The sequence below is a fragment of the Arthrobacter sp. Soil_C_49 genome (assembly GCF_057656635.1).
The window spans coordinates 1-17,835 of the sequence record NZ_JBDGJZ010000018.1 but is presented as its reverse complement, the minus strand read 5'-3'; the positions used below and the strand labels follow the sequence as shown (position 1 = coordinate 17,835).

Genomic DNA, 17,835 nt, shown 5'->3' with positions numbered 1-17,835 from the left:
GGTCCTTTTGTGCTGTCCAAAAATAGCCACTTTTTGTTCAACGATTCCTGAAACCACTGGAGGTTGTTATGCCACACCCGTCTTTGGACCACGGCACGCTCACACCAACTAACACCGGCGTCGTGGGCGGAGGGACGATGGGCGCCGGGATCGCGCACGCACTCCTTCTCGCCGGTTCTCACGTCGTCGTACTGGAGAGGGATGCTGAAGCAGCCGCAACCGGCCGCGCCAGGATCGCGGCCGCTCTTGCCGACAGTGTTAGGCGCGGCAAGCTGTCCTCCGTCGAGCCCCTGCTGGCTCGACTATCCACGACAACAGACGCGGCTTTGCTTGACAGTGCAGACCTCATCATCGAAGCCGTCCCCGAGGATCTCCACATCAAGCTGGACACCCTCCGCCGTATTGCCGGCATCGTTTCACCAGAGGCCGTGATCGCAAGCAATACCAGCAGCATCTCCCTCGACGTTCTAGCTGCCGACATTCCGCATCCCGAGCGCGTCATCGGATTGCACTTCTTCAACCCCGTGCCGGCCAGCAAACTCGTCGAAGTGGTGCTGGGCGAACAGACTTCCGTGTACCTCCGGGAGCGTGCGGAAGGATGGGTGAAAGAGTGGGGGAAGACACCCGTTACCGTACGGAACGCTCCGGGCTTTGCCAGCAGCCGCCTCGGCGTGGCCATTGGCCTGGAAGCCATCCGGATGCTGGAGGAAGGGGTGGCGTCTGCGAGGGATATCGACGCCGCGATGACGTTAGGTTATGGATTCCCCATGGGTCCCCTACGGCTCACGGACCTGGTCGGCGTGGACGTCCGGTTCGGCATCGCGAAATATCTCGAGGCTGAACTCGGCGAACGCTTCGCCCCGCCGCAGCTCATGACCGACATGATCGACCGCGGCCACCTCGGGCGGAAAACAGGCCGCGGGTTCTACAACTGGGAGGACGAACAATGAGTGATGCGAAGTACCCCGGCCTGAACGTGGAATTCAGCGACAGCAGGGTGGTGATCACCCTTGATCGCCCGGAGGTACGTAACGCCATTGACGCTGCGATGGTTGCAAGCCTGCACGCCGTGTGTGACGAATTGGAACGCACTCCCCGACCCGCGATCATCACGGGTGGACCGTCGATATTCGCTGCTGGGGCCGACATCGGGGAACTGAGAAACCGCAACCACCGGCATGCCCTGCAGGGCATTAACAGCGGGCTGTTCTCCCGGATTGCGGCACTGCCGATGCCCACCGTCGCGGCCGTCGGCGGGCCGGCCATTGGCGGCGGAGCAGAACTGGCGTATGCCTGCGACTTCCGCATCGGCACACCAAGCACCAGATTCGGCAACCCGGAGGGACAGCTGGGCATCCTGGCGGCCGCGGGCGCCGCCTGGCGTCTTCTGGAGCTCGTCGGAGAGCCACTTGCAAAGGAACTGCTACTGGCCGGGGGCACGGTGGACGCCCAGCGGGCGCTGGGCGTGCGGCTGCTGAATGAGATCGCGGATCCGGATGCCCTTCTGCCCGTCGCGCACTCCTGGGTGGACCGGATTCTCCGGAACGCCCCGGTAGCGGTTCAATTGGCCAAAGCTGCCCTGGGGGCACCGCGGGCAGCGCATCCCTTGATCGACAACATCGCACAGGCGGTGCTGTTTGAGACGGACGATAAGAGGGACCGCATGGACGCCTTCTTGGTGCGACGACGCAAAAAAGAGCCGACCGAGGCCGTGCGTTAGAAGTCCGCCGTAGAACTAACCCCCGTGAAGGGCCATGCACCGTGGTGCATGGCCCTTCAGAGGTTCGTTCCGGAGGTTATCGCTAGCAGCGGACCAGCGTGTAGACCCGCAAGTCCAAGAGCAGCCGGGAATAATGCTCCACGTCCCGGATCCACAAGACGTTCAACTGTGGGGCGAAGAGGTCTACGAAACCCACGTGGCGCAATGCCCCACCCACCCATGCCTCGATACGCTCGCCGACTTCCAAGTCAACGAATTCCTGACTCTCCTGGTCTGCCATCATTTCTCCTTCGCTCAGTCGATGTAGCGGAGTCCGGCGGCTTCGAGGGGTCCGCGCATGTTGTAGATGTCGAGTCCGAGTTCTCCGTAGGCGAAGCGTTCTCGTTTGTTGGTTTCGTTGTCCTCACGCTGACGGGCCGCTTCTGCGACACCGGCTGCCCGTGCGGCGGGGACGACGACGACTCCATCGATGTCGGCGATGATGACGTCGCCGGGGTTGACGAGGGCGTTGGCGCAGACGATGGGGATGTTGACGGAGCCGAGGGTGGCTTTGACGGTGCCTTTGGAGTTGATGGCGCGGCTGAAGACGGGGAAGTCCATGTCCTGGAGGGTGGCGACGTCGCGGACGCCGCCGTCGATGATCAGGCCTTGGCCGCCGCGGGCTTTGAGGGAGGTGGCGAGGAGGTCGCCGAAGAAGCCGTCTTCGCTTTCGGTGGTGCAGCCGGCGACGAGGACGTCGCCGGGCTGGACCTGTTCGGCGGCGACGTGCAGCATCCAGTTGTCGCCGGGTTGGAGCAGGACGGTGACGGCGGTGCCGCACATGGCCGCGCCGGGGTAAACGGGCCGGATGTAGGGGCGCATGAGGCCGAGCCGGCCCATGGCTTCGTGGATGGTGCTGACGCCGAAGGCCGAGAGTGCTTTGACGTCGGTTTCATCTGCGCGGGTGATGCTGGTGTGGACTACGCCGAGTTCCTGCATGGTGGTTTGCTCCTAAGAATTCTGTGGCGGTGCGCGCGTTTAGCGGCCCTGCTGTTTGAGAAGGGCGTTCAGGCGCGGGTAGACGGTACGGGCGTTGTGTTCCTGGATTGCGGCCAGGTCCGCTTCGTTCAGTCCGGCGGTGTCGATGTACCGGGCGGTGTCGTCGAAGTTGTGGCCGGTGCAGGGGTCGATGTCGCGGACGGCGCCGATCATTTCGGAGGCGAACAGGATGTTCCTGGTGGGGATGACGTCGAGCAGCAGGTCGATGCCGGGCTGGTGGTAGACGCAGGTGTCAAAGAAGACGTTGTTAAGAAGGTGTTCTTCCAGAACAGGCTTTTTCAGGGCCATGGCCAGGCCGCGGAACCGTCCCCAGTGGTACGGGACCGCGCCGCCGCCGTGCGGGATGACCAACTTAAGGGCGGGAAAGTCGGCGAAGAGGTCCCCCTCGATGAGCTGCATAAACGCCGTGGTGTCCGCGTTCAGGTAATGCGCACCGGTGGTGTGGAAAGCGGGATTGATGCTGGTGCTGACATGCACCATGGCGGGGATGTCGTACTCCACCATCTTCTCGTAAATGGGGTACCAGGAGCGGTCCGTGATCGGCGGGGCGGTCCAGTGACCGCCGGACGGGTCCGGGTTCAGGTTCAGCGCCACCGCACCGTATTCCTCGACGCACCGGGTCAGTTCCGGGAGGCAGGTGGCCGGATCCACGCCGGGGGACTGCGGGAGCATCGCAGCGGGCACGAACCGCTCCGGGTAGAGCTGGCTCACGCGGTAGCAGAGCTCGTTGCAGATCGCTGCCCACTCGGCCGAGGTGTCGAAGTCTCCCACGTGGTGGGCCATGAAGGAGGCCCTGGGGGAGAAGACAGTCAAATCGATGCCGCGCTCGTCCATCAGCCGGAGCTGGTTCTGCTCGATGCTTTCGCGCAGCTCGTCGTCGGAAATCGTCAGATCCGAACGTAAGGGCGCGGCGGACGGATTCTGCAGCCCGGCGATCTGACGGTCCCGCCATTCGCCCAGGGCGGGCGGGGCGGTGGTGTAATGGCCATGGATATCGATGATCACTGGTGGTACTCCTTGGAAGGTGTGGCCGGTGTGGACCAGAGGTGTGCAGGGACCATCACGTCTCCGGCCATGATGAGGCGAGCCGTCCTGATCAGTCCGGACTTTTCTACGCCGCCGACGTTGGCGGGGTTCAAGCCAAGCTGGACGGTGAATTCCCCGGAGGGGTGCTCCACCGAGACCGGAACGGACCCTGCGCCGGAGACCCCGGCAACATGGTTGGCCACCGTGCCATGGATGACGCATGCGGTACCGACGGTGACTGCGGCAAGGACACCGATGGATTCATGGCAGACATGGGGGATGAAGCTGCGGGTATTGATCGTCCCTCCTGCCGCGGGGGCGGAGATCAGGGTCATTTTCGGGTAGTTCCTGCCGGTGACGTCGCCGAGGCCCATCAGTGTTCCGCAGCTGATCCGCAGCGCTTCAAGGCGGTCCTTGAGCTCTTCGTCAGCGTTAAGGTCGACGACGGCCTCCCGGCCCGTGCGCCCGAGTGCGGCTGCCTCTATAATCACCAAAGGCATGCCGTTGTCGATGCACGTCACCTCGACCTTGCCGAAGCCGGGCAGGTGCACAGTGTCGCGCACGTTGCCGGTGGGCAGCAGCGAGTCGCAGACCGACCCTGCCGTATCCAGGAAGTTGATGGTGACGGCGGCGGCAGTGCCGGGGACGCCGTCGATCCTGGCATCCCCGACATACTCAACGTACCGCCCGGCGTCGCCCTCCGGCGTCGGCACTGCAATTTCGGCCATCAGCCCCGTGTTCAAGGTGAGGACGCGCGCGGTGGTGGTGTCGCCGTCGGGCGCCAATAGGCCGGACTCAATGGCAAACGGGACCACGGCGGCAAGCATGTTGCCGCAGTTCGCCGTGGTGTCCACGACGTCGCTTGCGGGTTGAAGCTGGGCGAACAGGAACTCCAGGTCCACTCCCGGCCGGTCGCTGCGGGCGACAATGCCGGCCTTGCTGGTCAGCGGATGGGCGCCGCCCAGCCCGTCAATCTGCCGCGGGTCCGGGGATCCCATCGCCGCAAGAAGGATGGCGTCGCGGGACCCCTGATCCTGGGGCAGGTCATCGGCACGGAAGAATGGGCCCCGGGACGTGCCGCCCCGCATCAGCCAACTCGGCACGGCCAGCTGGCTGCCCAGCAAGCGGGGGCCGGTCATCGGTTGCTGGGTGTTGAGCGTGTGGGACACGCCGTCCTCCTTTGATGCTGCAGTGAATGGGCCTAGTGGGCTGGGACGGCGACGGGAGGGGTGCCGTGCGTATGGAACGTCTCGATGGTTTTCATGCCCCAGGCCTGGCCCTTGGCGCGGTCCGCCTCGGTCCATTCCACGGTCTTCCAGTCCGGGGCCAGGATCATCCGTGCGCCTGAGTTGCAGAACTCGATCCGGTTCCCGCCGGGTTCGTAGACGTAAAGGAAGAAGGTCTGCTGGATGGCGTGCTTGTGCGGGCCGGACTCGATGTGGATCCCGTTCTCCAGGAAAATGTCAGCGGCCTTCAGGATGTCCTCACGGGTGTCCGTAGCGAAGGCAATGTGGTGCAGGCGGCCGTTGCTGCCGGTCCAGTCCCCGCTGTAGACCAAGTCGTAGGACTTGTTCGTGAAAGTGAACCACTGGGCGCCTAGTTTGCCGGTGTCCAGCCGGATCTGCTCCGTAGCGCGCCCGCCCAGTGCTTCGGCCGTGAAGTTGCCATTGAGCTCTACATCCGCGGCGAGGAAGTTCACGTGGTCCAGGCGGCGGGCGTTCACTCCCCTGCCTGGGAACCTGGACGCCTGGTTCTTCAACGCCGGCCGGGACTCCTGAGACGGCACGTGCCATTCGGTGTCGTAGTAGATATCCATCGGGTGACCGTCCGGATCGGTGAACGCATAGGCACGGCCTATACCGGGCTCGTCCTCATGCCAGCCAATGCCCTTCCCGCTCGCCTCGATCGCGGCGACACGGCGCTGCAACGCTTCCTCGCTCGAGGCACGCAACGCTATCTTGCCCACACCCGACGTCGGGCTCGCCGTGAGTTTGATCGTATGGTGCTCGTAGTCATCCCAGGAATGCAGATACACCGAGTCCCCTGAGCGGCCCACCTCCTCCATGGCAAGCAGGTCCCGGAAAAACCACAGGCTTCGCTCAAACACAGGGGTCAGCAGCTCAACATGGCCCACATGCGCCACGTCGTGGAATGCGTCTTTCATCATCACTTTCCTTTGTCCGGGGAGAAAACGTCCGCCCAATGGCGCCTCTCCGTATGAGTGAACCAGCCATTCCTCGATTGGTCAACAATCTAGTAGACAATTTGTCCACGAAGGGGGAATATTAGGAGCGCACGTCGCAGTGGAAGGGCGGCGGGGCACAGATAGGACTCTCCGTGACTCGATGCCACCAAGAGCCCTGTCAGAGTTACTTGCTTGACGGCAAGCAAATAACATTATAGGTTCTGTTCAGCGCCGGTTACATCTTTCGACGACGACACGAAGCGGCTACCCAACCTGGCTAGCCTGGCCGTCACGGTCGACCAATAAGCGTTAAGTCTGCAAAGGAGCGAGGTAAACAATGAACGAAGCTGTCTACGAGGTGACGTGGCCCCTGGGCCGTTCGACCGTCAAGGAGATCGACGCGAAACCGCGAGTCTCAGACCTGTCCACGGCGACCGTCGCGCACCTGTCCCACTATGGATTCCGGCACGACGAAATGATCCCGGTGATCGAGAAAGTCATGACCGAGAAGTTCCCGGGAATATCCTTCGTGGGTCCCGATGAATTTGGCAACATCCACGGTCCGCGGCACGGTAAAGACACGCTGCCGGTCCTGCCGGAAAAGCTTGCCCAGCACGGCGTCGATGCCGTCATCACCGGTGTCGGAAGCTGCGGAACCTGTACCCCGGCCGTAGTGCGGGCAAGCATGGTTGCCGAAAACGCCGGGGTTCCGAGCGCCACCATTGTTGCCACGGCGTTCCTCCGCCAGGCTGCAGTGGTTGCCAAAGGCGAGGGCATGGCCGACCTCTGTGTCGCAGAGTTCCCGGGTGTGATCATGACCCAGAGTGACGAAGAACTCGAACGCAACGCCCGCGACGTGCTCGTCCCCAATATCATCGACCAGCTCACGCGGACCGTGACTGCCGCCGCCGAAGTCGAAGAGCCCGAGCAGGGGGCGATCGTTTTCAGCGGTACCCTCGACGAGGTCAATGAGTACTTCCTCGAACACCAGTGGACCGATGGGCTGCCGATTGTGCCCCCCACGTTGGACCGGGTCGAGGCGTTCCTGCGCCACACAGGCCGGGACCGGAACCAAGTGCTGGGGGTAATCCAGCCCGAAAACCGGGAAGCGACCGTCTGGAGTGTCGCAGTCAACGGAGTTATGTCCGGCTGCCGGCCGGAATACATGCCCGTCCTCATCGCCATCGTCGAAGCCATGGCCGAACCCAACTTCTACGCACGCGACTTCGGCGCCACACCAGGCCTTGAACCGCTAATCGTAATCAACGGCCCCATCGTCAAACAGCTGTCCTTCAACTACGAAACGGCCGTCATGCGCGTCGGCCGGCAAGCAAACACCAGCATCGGGCGGTTCGCCCGGATGTTCCTCCGCAACATCGTGGGACTACGCTTCTCGCCAGACGAGTCAGACAAGGCCTCGATCGGTGTGGGAATGAACGTAGTACTGGCCGAGAACGAAGATGCCGTCAGCCAAGTTGGCTGGCCGTCACACGCCGAAGGCTTCGGTTTCAACCGTGAGGACAATGTTGTCACGGTCCAGAGCATGATGGCAGCGTCCATCCCGATTTACACGGCGGGAGACACTGCGAAGGAACACCTCGACACGCTCGTTGAAATCTTCGGGGGCATGTGCGCCGGATGGGCCCACACCGGTATCAAGAAGCGCAAGAACTTCCCGCTGCTCATCATGAGCCCCGGTGTCGCAAAGATCATCGCCCGGGACGGTCTTACGAAGCGAGACGTCCAGCAGTACATCTTCGACAACACCAAGATCTCCGTCCGAAAGCTCACCCGCCACGCTTGGGAACTCGGCTACACGTCCTACGACCTGAACCAACTCCACGATGAAGGAATGGTTTCCTCGGCCTACATCGAATCCGACGACCCCGACCGCCTGGTACCCGTGTTCGTCGCACCCGAGGGCATCGGCATCGTCCTCAGCGGAGACCCGGGCCGCAATCAAAGCAAGGGCTACGTGCAGAACCAAAGCCACGGCTACCCCACAGCCAAGAAGATCGAACTCCTGTAAGACAGCGGACACCTCACGAGTTACCGAACGCTGAACTCCACCACGCGGGCACCGGCGAGCTTAGGCCGGTGCCCGCCCGCTATTACCGACGCCTCCAGGGGTCCGAACCCCTTGCCCGAGGCCCTCAACGGACCCGGCTCTCACAGGGAGGGAGACGCCGCACTGTCCGTCACGGCCGGCAGAGGCCTGAGCACTCCCCTGACAACGAAGGAATCCAATGAATCAGGCTTTTGTGTACGACGCCGTGCGCACCCCGTTTGGCAAGTTCGGCTCCGGTCTCGCTGCCGTCCGCCCAGACGACCTTGCTGCACACGTAATTGCAGAGTCCATAAAGCGGGCCCCGTCACTTGATGTCGAGCGGATCGACGAGGTGGTTTTTGGTAACGCGAACGGCGCCGGGGAGGAGAACCGCAACATCGCCCGGATGGCGACCCTGCTGGCCGGCCTGCCCGTCTCGATCCCGGGCACCACGGTCAACCGGCTCTGCGGCTCCTCGCTCGACGCGGCCATCATCGCGTCCCGCCAGATCAACGCCGGCGACGCCGACCTGGTCCTCGTCGGCGGCGCCGAATCCATGTCCCGTGCACCGTGGGTGCTGCCCAAGACCGAAAAGCCCTACCCGGCCGGCGACATGACCCTGGCCTCCACCACACTGGGCTGGCGCCTGGTAAACCAGGCCATGCCAAAGGAATGGACCATCTCCCTCGGCGAGGCCACCGAACGGCTCCGAGAAAGGTTCAAAGTGACACGGCAGGCCCAGGACGAATTCGCCGCAAACTCGCACAACCTCGCCGCGGCAGCCTGGGACGAGGGGTTCTACGACAATCAAGTCGCGCCCGTGCACGGCACGAACCTGGTCCGGGACGAGGGCATCCGCCCCGGCTCCACGGCCGCCAAGCTGGCTGACCTAAAGACGGTCTTCCGGGCCGCGAAGGACGATGCCGCATGGGGTACGACAAAAGGTGGCACGGTTACCGCAGGAAACGCGTCCCCGCTTTCCGACGGCGCCTCCGCGGCATGGATCGGGTCCGAGGCTGCCGCCGGGCTGCTCGGGCTCGACCCGCTGGCCCGCATCGCCGGCCGCGGCGCACACGCCAACGACCCGCAGTACTTCGGCTACGCCCCCGTTGAAGCGGCGAACAACGCCCTCGCGAAGGCGGGCATCGGCTGGGACCAGGTGGGCGCCGTCGAACTTAACGAAGCCTTCGCCGCGCAGTCCCTGGCCTGCATCAACGCCTGGGGCATCGAGCACGAAATTGTGAACCGGCACGGCGGCGCGATCGCCATGGGCCACCCGCTCGGCGCGTCCGGCACCCGGATCCTGGGCACCCTCGCCCGCTCCCTTCAGGCCACGGGCGAACGGTGGGGTGTCGCGGCGATCTGCATCGGCGTCGGGCAGGGCCTGGCCGTCGTCCTCGAAAACGTAACCGCCGCAAAGGCATAAGCACATGCTGAACTTCGTAGATTCGGCCCAGAAATGACAGCGCAGCGCCAAGCCCCTCCAGAATGTCCGCCCTCGCCCGAAGCTCGCCTGACGCCTCCAAATGCGAAAATGGCGTCGCCCGACCAGGCAGCCGCGCGGCGCGCTCCGCAACCCCGCCGTCGTCGTGAGCCGCCCATCCCCGTTGAGGTCGTATCCATCTCCCGGATCACGCCCAAGCTGGTATCAATTATTGTGCACGGTGATGCGCTGGGATCCTACGAACAGGCGCAACCGACTTCGCACCTGAAAGTGTTTTTGCCTCGGCCTGGGCAATGCGTTCCAATTCTTCCGGTTGCCGGACCAACAGGTCTGGAGTGGCCGAACGATGACCTACGCCCTATAGTCCGCACATACACACCCCGGTCCTTCAATGCGGCAATGCGTACCCTCGAGTTGCAATTCTTCCTTCACGGAAATGGCCAGGCTGCCGACTGGGCACGCAACGCGAAAAATGGAGACAAACTAGCCGTGAGTGGCCCCGGAGGCCGCTTTAGATTGGATGGCGCTGACAGAGAATGGCTGATCGCAGGGGACGAAAGTGCCCTGCCAGCTGTAGCGACCCTGCTTGAGTCACTGCCCAGGACGGCTAAAGCGGACGTCCACTTGGAGGTAGACAGCGAAGAGGATGAGCTTGAGTTCCAGGGACCGCCGAATACTCGAATCACGTGGCACCATCGTCGGGGAACTCAAGATTGGTGCAGCGAACTACACAGTGCGCTTGCCCGCGCACGCATCACCTTCGACACCCGAATTTGGATAGCATGCGAGGCCGCCGCGATGAGGGTGATACGTCGTCATATGCTCGTGGATCGTGGCGTGGCGAAAGACTTGCTTGTTACCCGCGGATACTGGCGGCTAGGTGAGTCGAATCATCCAGACCACGATCATGGTGAAAACTAGCGAGTCCCACACAGGGCACATTTCACATACCAACGCTCGCGACCGGCCCCAGTTACGGATATTTTCGTGCCTGTCCTGTCTCAGTTGAGTTGGCAATGCCGACCTGGGATTTTGCCAGGTTCATTGAGACGGATCCGGTCGCAGGCGTCTCACTGAAGTTGGCAGTTCCGAAGTTGTCCCAGGGCGGGAATGACGCGAGCACCGAATGAATACCTGCTTGAGTGCCCGAGGGCGTTGCCAAGTCAACTGCGAACGCCGGCCTCATCCAGTACGTTTTGCCAACAAAACTGAGACCGGGCAGTGCGAGGTCGAGGTACACCCAAAACTGACAGCAGTCATCGCCCACCAGCCCCAAAACGCCCGGCGTGTCAGATCAACACGGTATCCACCGTTGTTCAGACAGCCCCGCGAGAACGCGTCTGACAGCCACTTCCAACGTTTCTTTGGATATCTGCGGCTTAAGTCAAATGGGTGTCGAAGGCTATCTGCGTGTAGCCTTCGACACGCATTTTTCGTTTTATCAGTTTCCTAGTGGGTGGAAGCGCCGATCGGGATTGCCGTCTTAGCGAAGAATTCTTTGTCGATTTCGAAGCCTAGGCCTGGCTGGTCCGGTACTCGAAGCCAGCCTTTCTCGTGCTCTAGCGGGGCGTCTACCAGGGCCGTGCGGAAGGGGTGTGAGGAGGTGTCGTACTCAAAGAGTGGTTGTTGCGCGAACAGTGCGTGGTGTGTGGTGGGGGTGTTGGCGATTGCGTGGAGTGATGCGTATTGCCCGATGGCTGTTCCCCATACGTGGGGGTTGACCTGTACACCGTTTGTCTGCGCGATGACGTTGATGTGTTTGAGTGCCGTGAAGCCACCGGCCAGACAGATGTCCGGTTGGGCGATGTCGATTGCGCCGGCGGCGATCAGATCGTGGAAGCCGTACATGGTGAATTCTGCTTCGCCGCCGGCGATGGGCGTGTCGAGGGCGTCGCGTACGCGGCGGTAGCCAGCGAGGTCTTCTGGGACGACGGGTTCCTCGATCCAGCGCAGTTGGAAGTCGTCCAGGGCGCGGCCGAGTCTGATTGCTTCGTTCGCTCCGTAGCCGTGGTTGACGTCGATCATGAATCCGGCCCGGTCGCCGACTGCTTCCCGGATGCTGGTCATGACGCTGATGTCGTCTTCGACGCCAAAGCCGAGTTTGACTTTCATGATGGAGAAGCCAGAGTCGGCGTGCCGTTGGGCTTCCTCAGCCATGAGGCTCGCTTGGCCCTGTCCGCCTGGCCGGAAGAATCCGGTGGCGTAGCACTCGATGCGGTCGCGGAAGCTGCCACCCAGGAGGGCCCAGACCGGGAGGCCCGCGGCTTTGCCTCGGATGTCCCAGAGGGCGATGTCGACGGCGCTGATGGCACCGATGACGACGCCTTTTCGTCCGAAGTCTCTTGTGCGGACGTACATGGTGTCCCAGAGGACGTCGGTCTGCAGAGGGTCCTTGCCCAGGATGAGGGGTTTGAGGGCGCTGTCAATGACGGCCGCTGCGATCTCGGGGGGCTGGAGTCCAACGCTGAAGGTTTCTCCCCAGCCTTCGAGGCCGTCGTCGGTGCGGATCCGCACGACAGTGGTTGAGCGGCCTTCGACCCAGCCTTGGGAGTAGGCGAACGGCTTCTCAAGCCTGGTTTTGAGGACGAATGTGTCCACTTCAGTGATTTTCATGCCTTGATCCCTTCTGCTACGGCGGGGTTGTGGCTTGCGACGTCATCTGCGGAAATGATGGTGCGCCTGACCTGGAAGTGGTAGAAAACGGCGGAAAGGACTGCGACGGCGGCAGAGATCATGAAGACGATGTTGAATGACCCGGTCGCGTCCACGATGATGCCCGCCACCAGTGGGGAGACGGTGGCGCCAAGGAATCCGCCGAAGTTCTGAAGGGAGGCAACGGAGGCGACCGTCGATGGTGCAGTCACTTCGGAGGGGAGTGACCATGCGTGGGCGACTACTGCGCCATTGAATCCGAGGGCCAGTGCCATGAGGATCACGGCAATACTGAGTCCGGCGGAAGGACCGGCGAGTTGGTTGAGTGGAATCAGGGCCAGCACGGCGGCCTGGAGGACGAGTGAGCTGACGATCATGACCTTCTTGGCCTTCAACGTTGTCCATCCGGGTTTTTCGCTGAGCCGGCCTGAGATGAGGCCGCTGGCGATGTCGCCGATGATCGCGCCGACCCAGGGCACGCTCGCGATGAGTCCAAGCGAGGCGAATTTGACTCCGAACTGGTTGATGATGAACAGGGGGATGAAGACCAGGAAGATCTGGTAGACCCACATGTTGCAAAAGTAGCCTGCCATCATGCCCCACATGCTGCGGCGCTTGAAGAGGGTGGACCACGGTACCCGCTTCACGGGGTCCGAGAGTCCGTGTTCTCCGTCCTGGCGGATGTAGGCCAGCTCCTCCGGGGAGAGGGAGCGGCTGTCATCCGGCGCGCGGTAGCTGGCCATGAAGACGAGGGCGAACATGATGCCCGCGACGCCGGCGATGTAGAACAGGGACCGCCAGCCGTAGGTTGAGACGATCCAGACGAGCAGGAAGGTGAAGAACGCGGGGCCTGCTTTGAGTGCAGAGTCCCAGCTGGCGTTGGCGATGCCTTGTTCCTTTTTAGGGAACCACTGGGTAACGATCTTGTTTGTCGCCGGCAGGGAAGGTGCTTCGGCCAGTCCGAGCCAGGCACGGGCGAAGGCCAGCATGCCAAGGTTGCTGAACAGACCCATCGCTGCGGTCGCTGCACTCCAGACGATAACTGAAACGCCGAGCAGCATCCGGGGGCCGAACCGGTCGATGAACCACCCTGAGGGCAACTGGCCGAGGGCATAGAACAGGGCGAAAGCGCTGCCCAGCAGGCCGATGTCGGTAGCGGTGATACCCAGTTCGGCTTGCATGGCCGGCGCTGCAACTGAGAGTGCCAGCCGGTCAATGTTGTTGATGAGTGCCAGCAGGCAGAGCAGGCCGAGCACGACCCACCGCACGCGGCCTTGCGGTTTCGGCAGTGAGACCGCCGCTGATTCCTGTTTCTTGTTTCCGATCATTATGAGCGTCCTTGCTCTTTCCTTAATGTATTGGTTTTTATGCTAGATGCGGCCGAATTTGGCGAGTAGATCCTGGAAGGTGGCTCCCTCGAGGACGAGGTTGCGCATGGCTTCCTCGTTTGCGGCGATTTCTGCTGCCCGCTCGTAGACGGCCGCCATTTTGTCCTGGGGAACGACGACAACGCCGATGTCATCGGCGACGATGAGGTCCCCCGGCTGGACGATGACGCCGCCGCACGAGATGGGTACGTTGATGCTGATCGGCTCCCGGCGCCCGCTCAGGGCCGTGTGTGCTTGCCGTGGGCCGGAGGTTTTGGCCGAAATGGGGAAGTCGAGGAACTTGGCTTCGTCGGTGTCGCGGCAGCTGCCGTCGATGACGGCGCCGACAATGCCTGCGTTCTTGGCCAGGCCCGTCATGAGTCCGCCCCAGATCGAGGTCTCCGTTTCGCCGAAGGCATCGATCACGACGACGTCGCCCGGGCGGGCAACGGTGAAGACGTCCAGGCAGTCGACGATGTCGCCGGCCGTCAATTGCACCGTCAGGGCTGTCCCGATGATTTTCTTGTCAGCACCGTGGGGCTTGATGTCGTGACGCATCGTCCCTGAGCGTTCCAGTGCGTCAGAGACGACGCAGGAAAGTGACATGGTGTCTGCCAGCTCCTTGAACTTGGCCACATACTCGCCGTTCACGGTGGTGGGTTCGTTGATAACAATGCTCATGATTCCTCTTAATTGTTGACGGGGCGGACGGGGTTGAGCGGCGGCTGGCCAAGCAGGATGGCGCGGACATTTTCAGCCGCCGTGCGCCGTGCTTCGTCGAGTGCTTCCTGGGAGATGTAAGCCACGTGCGGGGTGATGATGCAGTTCTCCAGCGAGAAGAGTTTGTTGTCCTCAGGGGACCATGACTCCTGTTTGGCGGGTTCTTCCTCTGTGTCATCCAGTGCCGCAGCAGCGATGTGACCGGTGACCAGGGCGTCGTAGAGGGCGGTGTTGTCAATGACTTTGCCCCTGGCGCAGTTGACCAGCAGAGACCCCTTCTTCATGAGTGCCAGGCCCTCTTCATCAATCAAGTGATGCGTCTCGGGGGTGTAGGGGCACATCACGTCAACGATGTCGGAGGCAGCGAGCAGTTCCTGCAGTCCTGCCTTCCTGACACCGTGGGACCTCATCAGGCTCTCGGAGACGTAGGGGTCATAGGCGATGAGGTCGAACCCGAAGGCCTGGAGCTTCCGCGCCATGTTCTGGGCAATCCGGCCGAAGCCCACGAAACCGAAGACGCTACCGCGCATCCGGCGAATCGGGCGGTCCCATTCGTCCCAGTGCCACTTGCCGCGCCTGGTCGACGCGGCATATGTCGGGATGGAGCGAATGATCGTGAAGGCCATGCTGATGGAGTGGTCAGCAACTTCCTCGATGCAGTAATCGGGGACGTTCGTGACCGTGATCCCGGCCCGCGCGGCGGCTTCGACGTCGACGATGTCAACGCCGATCCCGTACCTGGCAATGATCTTGCACCGGTTCAGTTGCTCGATAGTGGCTGCGGGTATTTTTGCGTACTGCTGAAGAACTGCATCCGCGTCGGCCGCCAACTCCCCCAGCCCTTCGCCGGATTTGCACTGCAGTCCGATGACTTCGGCGCCGATCGGCTCAAGGACCGCCTTTTCGATATCCAGGTCCGGATAGTCGTAATCGGTGACATAAACCCTGTACATCCGCGTACCTCTCAAATCATAATCCTATTGGTGCGTTATGCGCACCAATGGTGCGTCATGTGCTACGGTAATGGATGTGAGGGACAGCACGCAAGAGGGAGAGTTTTGGATGATGGAAGAACCAAGTGAGGGGCTGCCCGCAGCGGGGGGTTCTGCAAGGGGGAACCCAAAGGCTTCATCAACCCCCGTGGTCGTTTGCCTGGGCGAGACGATGGCGCAGATTGCTCCCAGTCCGGCCGGCCCCTTGGCTGAGGCCGAGCTCCTGACACTGAATTTTGCGGGGGCCGAGTCAACCGTGGCCCAGTACCTGGCACATTTCGGCCACCACGCGGTGTGGGCCTCGCGGCTGGGACAGGACCCCTTCGGCGCCCGCATCGAAACCGCTTTGGCCCATGCGGGTGTCGACACCAGATGGATCGAGCGCGACCCCCTGCGGCCCACCGGCGTCTACTTCAAGGACCCCTCCCCGGAAGGGACAACGGTCCACTACTACCGGACAGGCGCGGCGGCTTCCGCCATGTCCCCCGGCTTCCTCGCGCCGCAGCTTCTCGAACAGGCAGACCTCGTGCACATCACAGGAATCACCACTGCAATCTCCGAAACATGCAACGCGCTCACCAAGGAAGTATTCGGCCTGCGGAGTCGCCACCGTTATTTGATGTCCTTCGACGTGAACTACCGCCCCCGCCTTTGGGGCATCCGTGATGCGGCTAGCGAACTGCTGGCCTTTGCAAACGAAGCCGACATCGTCTTTGTGGGACTCGATGAGGCGCATGCTCTGTGGGGAACGGAATCACCGCACGCGGTCCGCGAACTGATAAAACGCCCCACCGAGCTGATCGTCAAAGACGGTGATGTCGGGGCGACCCTGTTCACCCCGGACCAGGAGGTGTTCGAGCCAGCCCATCAGGTCACCGTGGTGGAAGCTGTTGGCGCCGGGGATTCCTTTGCGGCAGGCTATCTACACGAACGGTTGGCCGGGAACGACCTCGGAGAAAGACTTCGGGCCGGCCACAGACTTGCAGCCGCGGTGCTGCAAACAACGGCCGATTACGTCGTCCCGAAGGAGATTACCCGTGTCCCAGAGCATTGAACGCGCCATTGAAGTGCTCATGGCGGTAGGCGAATCACCAAAGAACCCGGCAGAGATATCACGCCATTTGGATGTACACCGCTCAACGGCGCTCCGGATTATGGACGTTTTGCAGGAGCAAAAACTCTTACGGCGGCTTCCGGACGGCCGCTACAGCATCGGTCCAGGGCTGGTTTCGCTGGCCCACAGGGCACTGGACCAATTCGACATCGCGCGGATCGCCCGGCCACGGCTCATCGAACTCAGCGAGCTGCATGACCAAACTGTTCACCTGGCGGAGCTTCAAAACCGACAGATTGTCTATATCGACAAAATTGAACCGAGGCGTTCCGTTCGGCTCGCATCCAGGGTCGGTGAAGCAGTTTGCCTGCACACCGCCAGCGTGGCTAAGTCAATCCTCGCCTACATGTCCCTCGAGGACAGAGACAATCTCCTCTCCGACCATAAGTTCGAGCGCTTCAATGCCACGACGCTTGGATCTCGAAGCGACCTGGAAAAGGAACTCGAAGAGGTCCGTGCCCGCGGGTGGGCAACCGATGCCGGCGAACAAGAAGACTATATAAACGCCATCGGTGCACCCATCCGTGATGCCTCCGGCAGCGTTGTGGCTGCCGTCTCCGTGATCGAGCTCAAGGCCATCACCGATTTGGAACACATGCGCGGAACCGTACTTGAACCGCTGCTGCGAACCGCTGCACTCATCTCCCACGACCTCGGCTGGGAAGAAACCGCACACACCACTGAGCAACTGAAGGAAACCCATGCATCTTAGCAACACCTGGTTCGACCCCTACTTTGACGCCTCCCCCTACATGGCCATATTCCGAGGACTCGGCAAGGACCAGACACTCGAACTCGCCCACTCCGCCTGGGCTGCAGGAATAGGCCTCATCGAGGTCCCGGTACAACAGCCCGAAGACCTGCAAACACTGGGCGCCTTGGTCGAGGCCGCACGGGAAAACGGACATCAGGTCGGCGCAGGAACAGTACTCACCCTCGAACAGCTGGACGCCGTAAAGGGCGTTGGGGCATCCTTCATCGTCACCCCCGGCCTTGATAAAGAGATCGTCTCTAAAGCGTCCGATCTCGGCCTCGCTCCCCTGCCCGGCGTGGCAACGGCAACGGAAATAGGCCAAGCCCAAGCCCTCGGTCTCACGTGGCTGAAAGCGTTCCCCGCCGTAACCCTTGGCAGCACATGGATTCGGCAAATGCACGGTCCATTTCCCGGAATCCGCTTCGTAGCAACAGGTGGAATGAACCTCGACAACGCACAAGACTTCCTCCAAGCAGGCGCCCGCGGTATCGCCATAGGCAGCGCAGTCGAAAAACTTGCAAGGCTCGGCAGAACTGAAGCAGCCGGCTCGCCAGCCCACTGACCTGAAACGCAGGACGCAACAATGCCCGGACTCAACCTGGCACCAACCGGCCTGGTTTGCCGGCCCGGGCGACAGGCTCCAAGTTTTAGCCAATGGTTCAGGCACGCCGCCAAGACTGATCCCCGGCAGTCTGAACTACACCCCAACCTGACGCCCCAGACCTTTGGCCCTTGACGATCGTCTAGGAAGGCCCTAGAACTCAGTCCAACACGGT

General features: G+C 62.1%; 17 protein-coding genes. 8 read left to right on the top strand and 9 right to left on the bottom strand.

The annotated features are described in order from the left end of the window. Positions 1–68: 68 nt before the first annotated feature. Positions 69–950, top strand: a complete 882-nt coding sequence (locus AC3A4Z_RS20790) for a 3-hydroxyacyl-CoA dehydrogenase family protein (RefSeq protein WP_498713964.1) — start codon at positions 69–71, stop codon at positions 948–950. Continuing rightward, positions 947–1,720 (top strand): enoyl-CoA hydratase/isomerase family protein, encoded by a 774-nt coding sequence (locus AC3A4Z_RS20785; RefSeq protein WP_498713962.1) that lies wholly within the window; start codon positions 947–949, stop codon positions 1,718–1,720. The genes AC3A4Z_RS20790 and AC3A4Z_RS20785 overlap by 4 nt, the downstream gene beginning before the upstream one ends. A gap of 82 nt (positions 1,721–1,802) precedes the next feature. On the opposite strand, the gene AC3A4Z_RS20780 is transcribed toward AC3A4Z_RS20785, so the two are convergent. Genes AC3A4Z_RS20780 through AC3A4Z_RS20760 form a run of 5 tightly spaced genes read right to left on the bottom strand, consistent with a single transcriptional unit; the run spans position 1,803 to position 5,951 of the window. Then, positions 1,803–2,000 carry a hypothetical protein gene (locus AC3A4Z_RS20780; protein WP_498713960.1) on the bottom strand — a complete coding sequence of 66 codons (198 nt, stop codon included), beginning with the start codon at positions 1,998–2,000 and terminating at the stop codon, positions 1,803–1,805. Positions 2,001–2,014: 14 nt separating this feature from the next. After that, complete coding sequence (gene ligK, locus AC3A4Z_RS20775) at positions 2,015–2,698, bottom strand: 4-carboxy-4-hydroxy-2-oxoadipate aldolase/oxaloacetate decarboxylase (protein ID WP_498713958.1); 684 nt, start codon at positions 2,696–2,698, stop codon at positions 2,015–2,017. 39 nt (positions 2,699–2,737) lie between these two features. Then, on the bottom strand, positions 2,738–3,763 hold the full coding sequence (locus AC3A4Z_RS20770) for an amidohydrolase family protein (protein WP_498713956.1): 1,026 nt from the start codon (positions 3,761–3,763) through the stop codon (positions 2,738–2,740). After that, complete coding sequence (locus tag AC3A4Z_RS20765) at positions 3,760–4,953, bottom strand: 4-oxalomesaconate tautomerase (RefSeq protein ID WP_498713954.1); 1,194 nt, start codon at positions 4,951–4,953, stop codon at positions 3,760–3,762. Before AC3A4Z_RS20765 ends, AC3A4Z_RS20770 begins: the two co-directional genes overlap by 4 nt. 32 nt (positions 4,954–4,985) lie before the next feature. After that, positions 4,986–5,951, bottom strand: a complete 966-nt coding sequence (locus AC3A4Z_RS20760) for a catechol 2,3-dioxygenase (protein WP_498713952.1) — start codon at positions 5,949–5,951, stop codon at positions 4,986–4,988. A gap of 355 nt (positions 5,952–6,306) precedes the next feature. Between AC3A4Z_RS20760 and AC3A4Z_RS20755 the strand changes: the two genes are divergently transcribed. The 3 genes from AC3A4Z_RS20755 (at position 6,307) to AC3A4Z_RS20745 (ending at position 10,381) form a co-directional block, all read left to right on the top strand. After that, a complete protein-coding gene (locus tag AC3A4Z_RS20755) occupies positions 6,307–7,998 on the top strand; it encodes a UGSC family (seleno)protein (protein WP_498713950.1) in 1,692 nt (563 codons plus the stop codon). 217 nt (positions 7,999–8,215) lie between these two features. Next, a complete protein-coding gene (locus AC3A4Z_RS20750) occupies positions 8,216–9,442 on the top strand; it encodes a thiolase family protein (protein ID WP_498713948.1) in 1,227 nt (408 codons plus the stop codon). Between the two features lie 33 nt (positions 9,443–9,475). Then, positions 9,476–10,381, top strand: a complete 906-nt coding sequence (locus tag AC3A4Z_RS20745; protein ID WP_498713946.1) for a siderophore-interacting protein — start codon at positions 9,476–9,478, stop codon at positions 10,379–10,381. A 528-nt stretch (positions 10,382–10,909) separates the two neighbouring features. On the opposite strand, the gene AC3A4Z_RS20740 is transcribed toward AC3A4Z_RS20745, so the two are convergent. Genes AC3A4Z_RS20740 through AC3A4Z_RS20725 form a run of 4 tightly spaced genes read right to left on the bottom strand, consistent with a single transcriptional unit; the run spans position 10,910 to position 15,152 of the window. Continuing rightward, positions 10,910–12,073 carry a mandelate racemase/muconate lactonizing enzyme family protein gene (locus AC3A4Z_RS20740; RefSeq protein WP_498713944.1) on the bottom strand — a complete coding sequence of 388 codons (1,164 nt, stop codon included), beginning with the start codon at positions 12,071–12,073 and terminating at the stop codon, positions 10,910–10,912. Continuing rightward, positions 12,070–13,440 (bottom strand): MFS transporter, encoded by a 1,371-nt coding sequence (locus AC3A4Z_RS20735; protein WP_498713942.1) that lies wholly within the window; start codon positions 13,438–13,440, stop codon positions 12,070–12,072. The genes AC3A4Z_RS20740 and AC3A4Z_RS20735 overlap by 4 nt, the downstream gene beginning before the upstream one ends. A gap of 42 nt (positions 13,441–13,482) precedes the next feature. Next, a complete protein-coding gene (locus AC3A4Z_RS20730) occupies positions 13,483–14,160 on the bottom strand; it encodes an RraA family protein (protein WP_498713940.1) in 678 nt (225 codons plus the stop codon). 8 nt (positions 14,161–14,168) lie between these two features. Beyond that, a complete protein-coding gene (locus AC3A4Z_RS20725) occupies positions 14,169–15,152 on the bottom strand; it encodes a C-terminal binding protein (RefSeq protein WP_498713938.1) in 984 nt (327 codons plus the stop codon). 109 nt (positions 15,153–15,261) lie between these two features. Between AC3A4Z_RS20725 and AC3A4Z_RS20720 the strand changes: the two genes are divergently transcribed. The 3 genes from AC3A4Z_RS20720 to AC3A4Z_RS20710 are packed head-to-tail and all read left to right on the top strand — an operon-like array spanning position 15,262 to position 17,621. Next, positions 15,262–16,245 carry a sugar kinase gene (locus AC3A4Z_RS20720; RefSeq protein ID WP_498713936.1) on the top strand — a complete coding sequence of 328 codons (984 nt, stop codon included), beginning with the start codon at positions 15,262–15,264 and terminating at the stop codon, positions 16,243–16,245. Beyond that, positions 16,229–17,017 carry an IclR family transcriptional regulator gene (locus tag AC3A4Z_RS20715; RefSeq protein WP_498713935.1) on the top strand — a complete coding sequence of 263 codons (789 nt, stop codon included), beginning with the start codon at positions 16,229–16,231 and terminating at the stop codon, positions 17,015–17,017. Before AC3A4Z_RS20720 ends, AC3A4Z_RS20715 begins: the two co-directional genes overlap by 17 nt. Then, the gene (locus tag AC3A4Z_RS20710; RefSeq protein WP_498713933.1) at positions 17,007–17,621 is read left to right on the top strand and encodes a bifunctional 4-hydroxy-2-oxoglutarate aldolase/2-dehydro-3-deoxy-phosphogluconate aldolase; all 615 of its coding nucleotides are present in this window, start codon (positions 17,007–17,009) and stop codon (positions 17,619–17,621) included. The genes AC3A4Z_RS20715 and AC3A4Z_RS20710 overlap by 11 nt, the downstream gene beginning before the upstream one ends. The last annotated feature ends 214 nt before the right edge of the window (positions 17,622–17,835 follow it).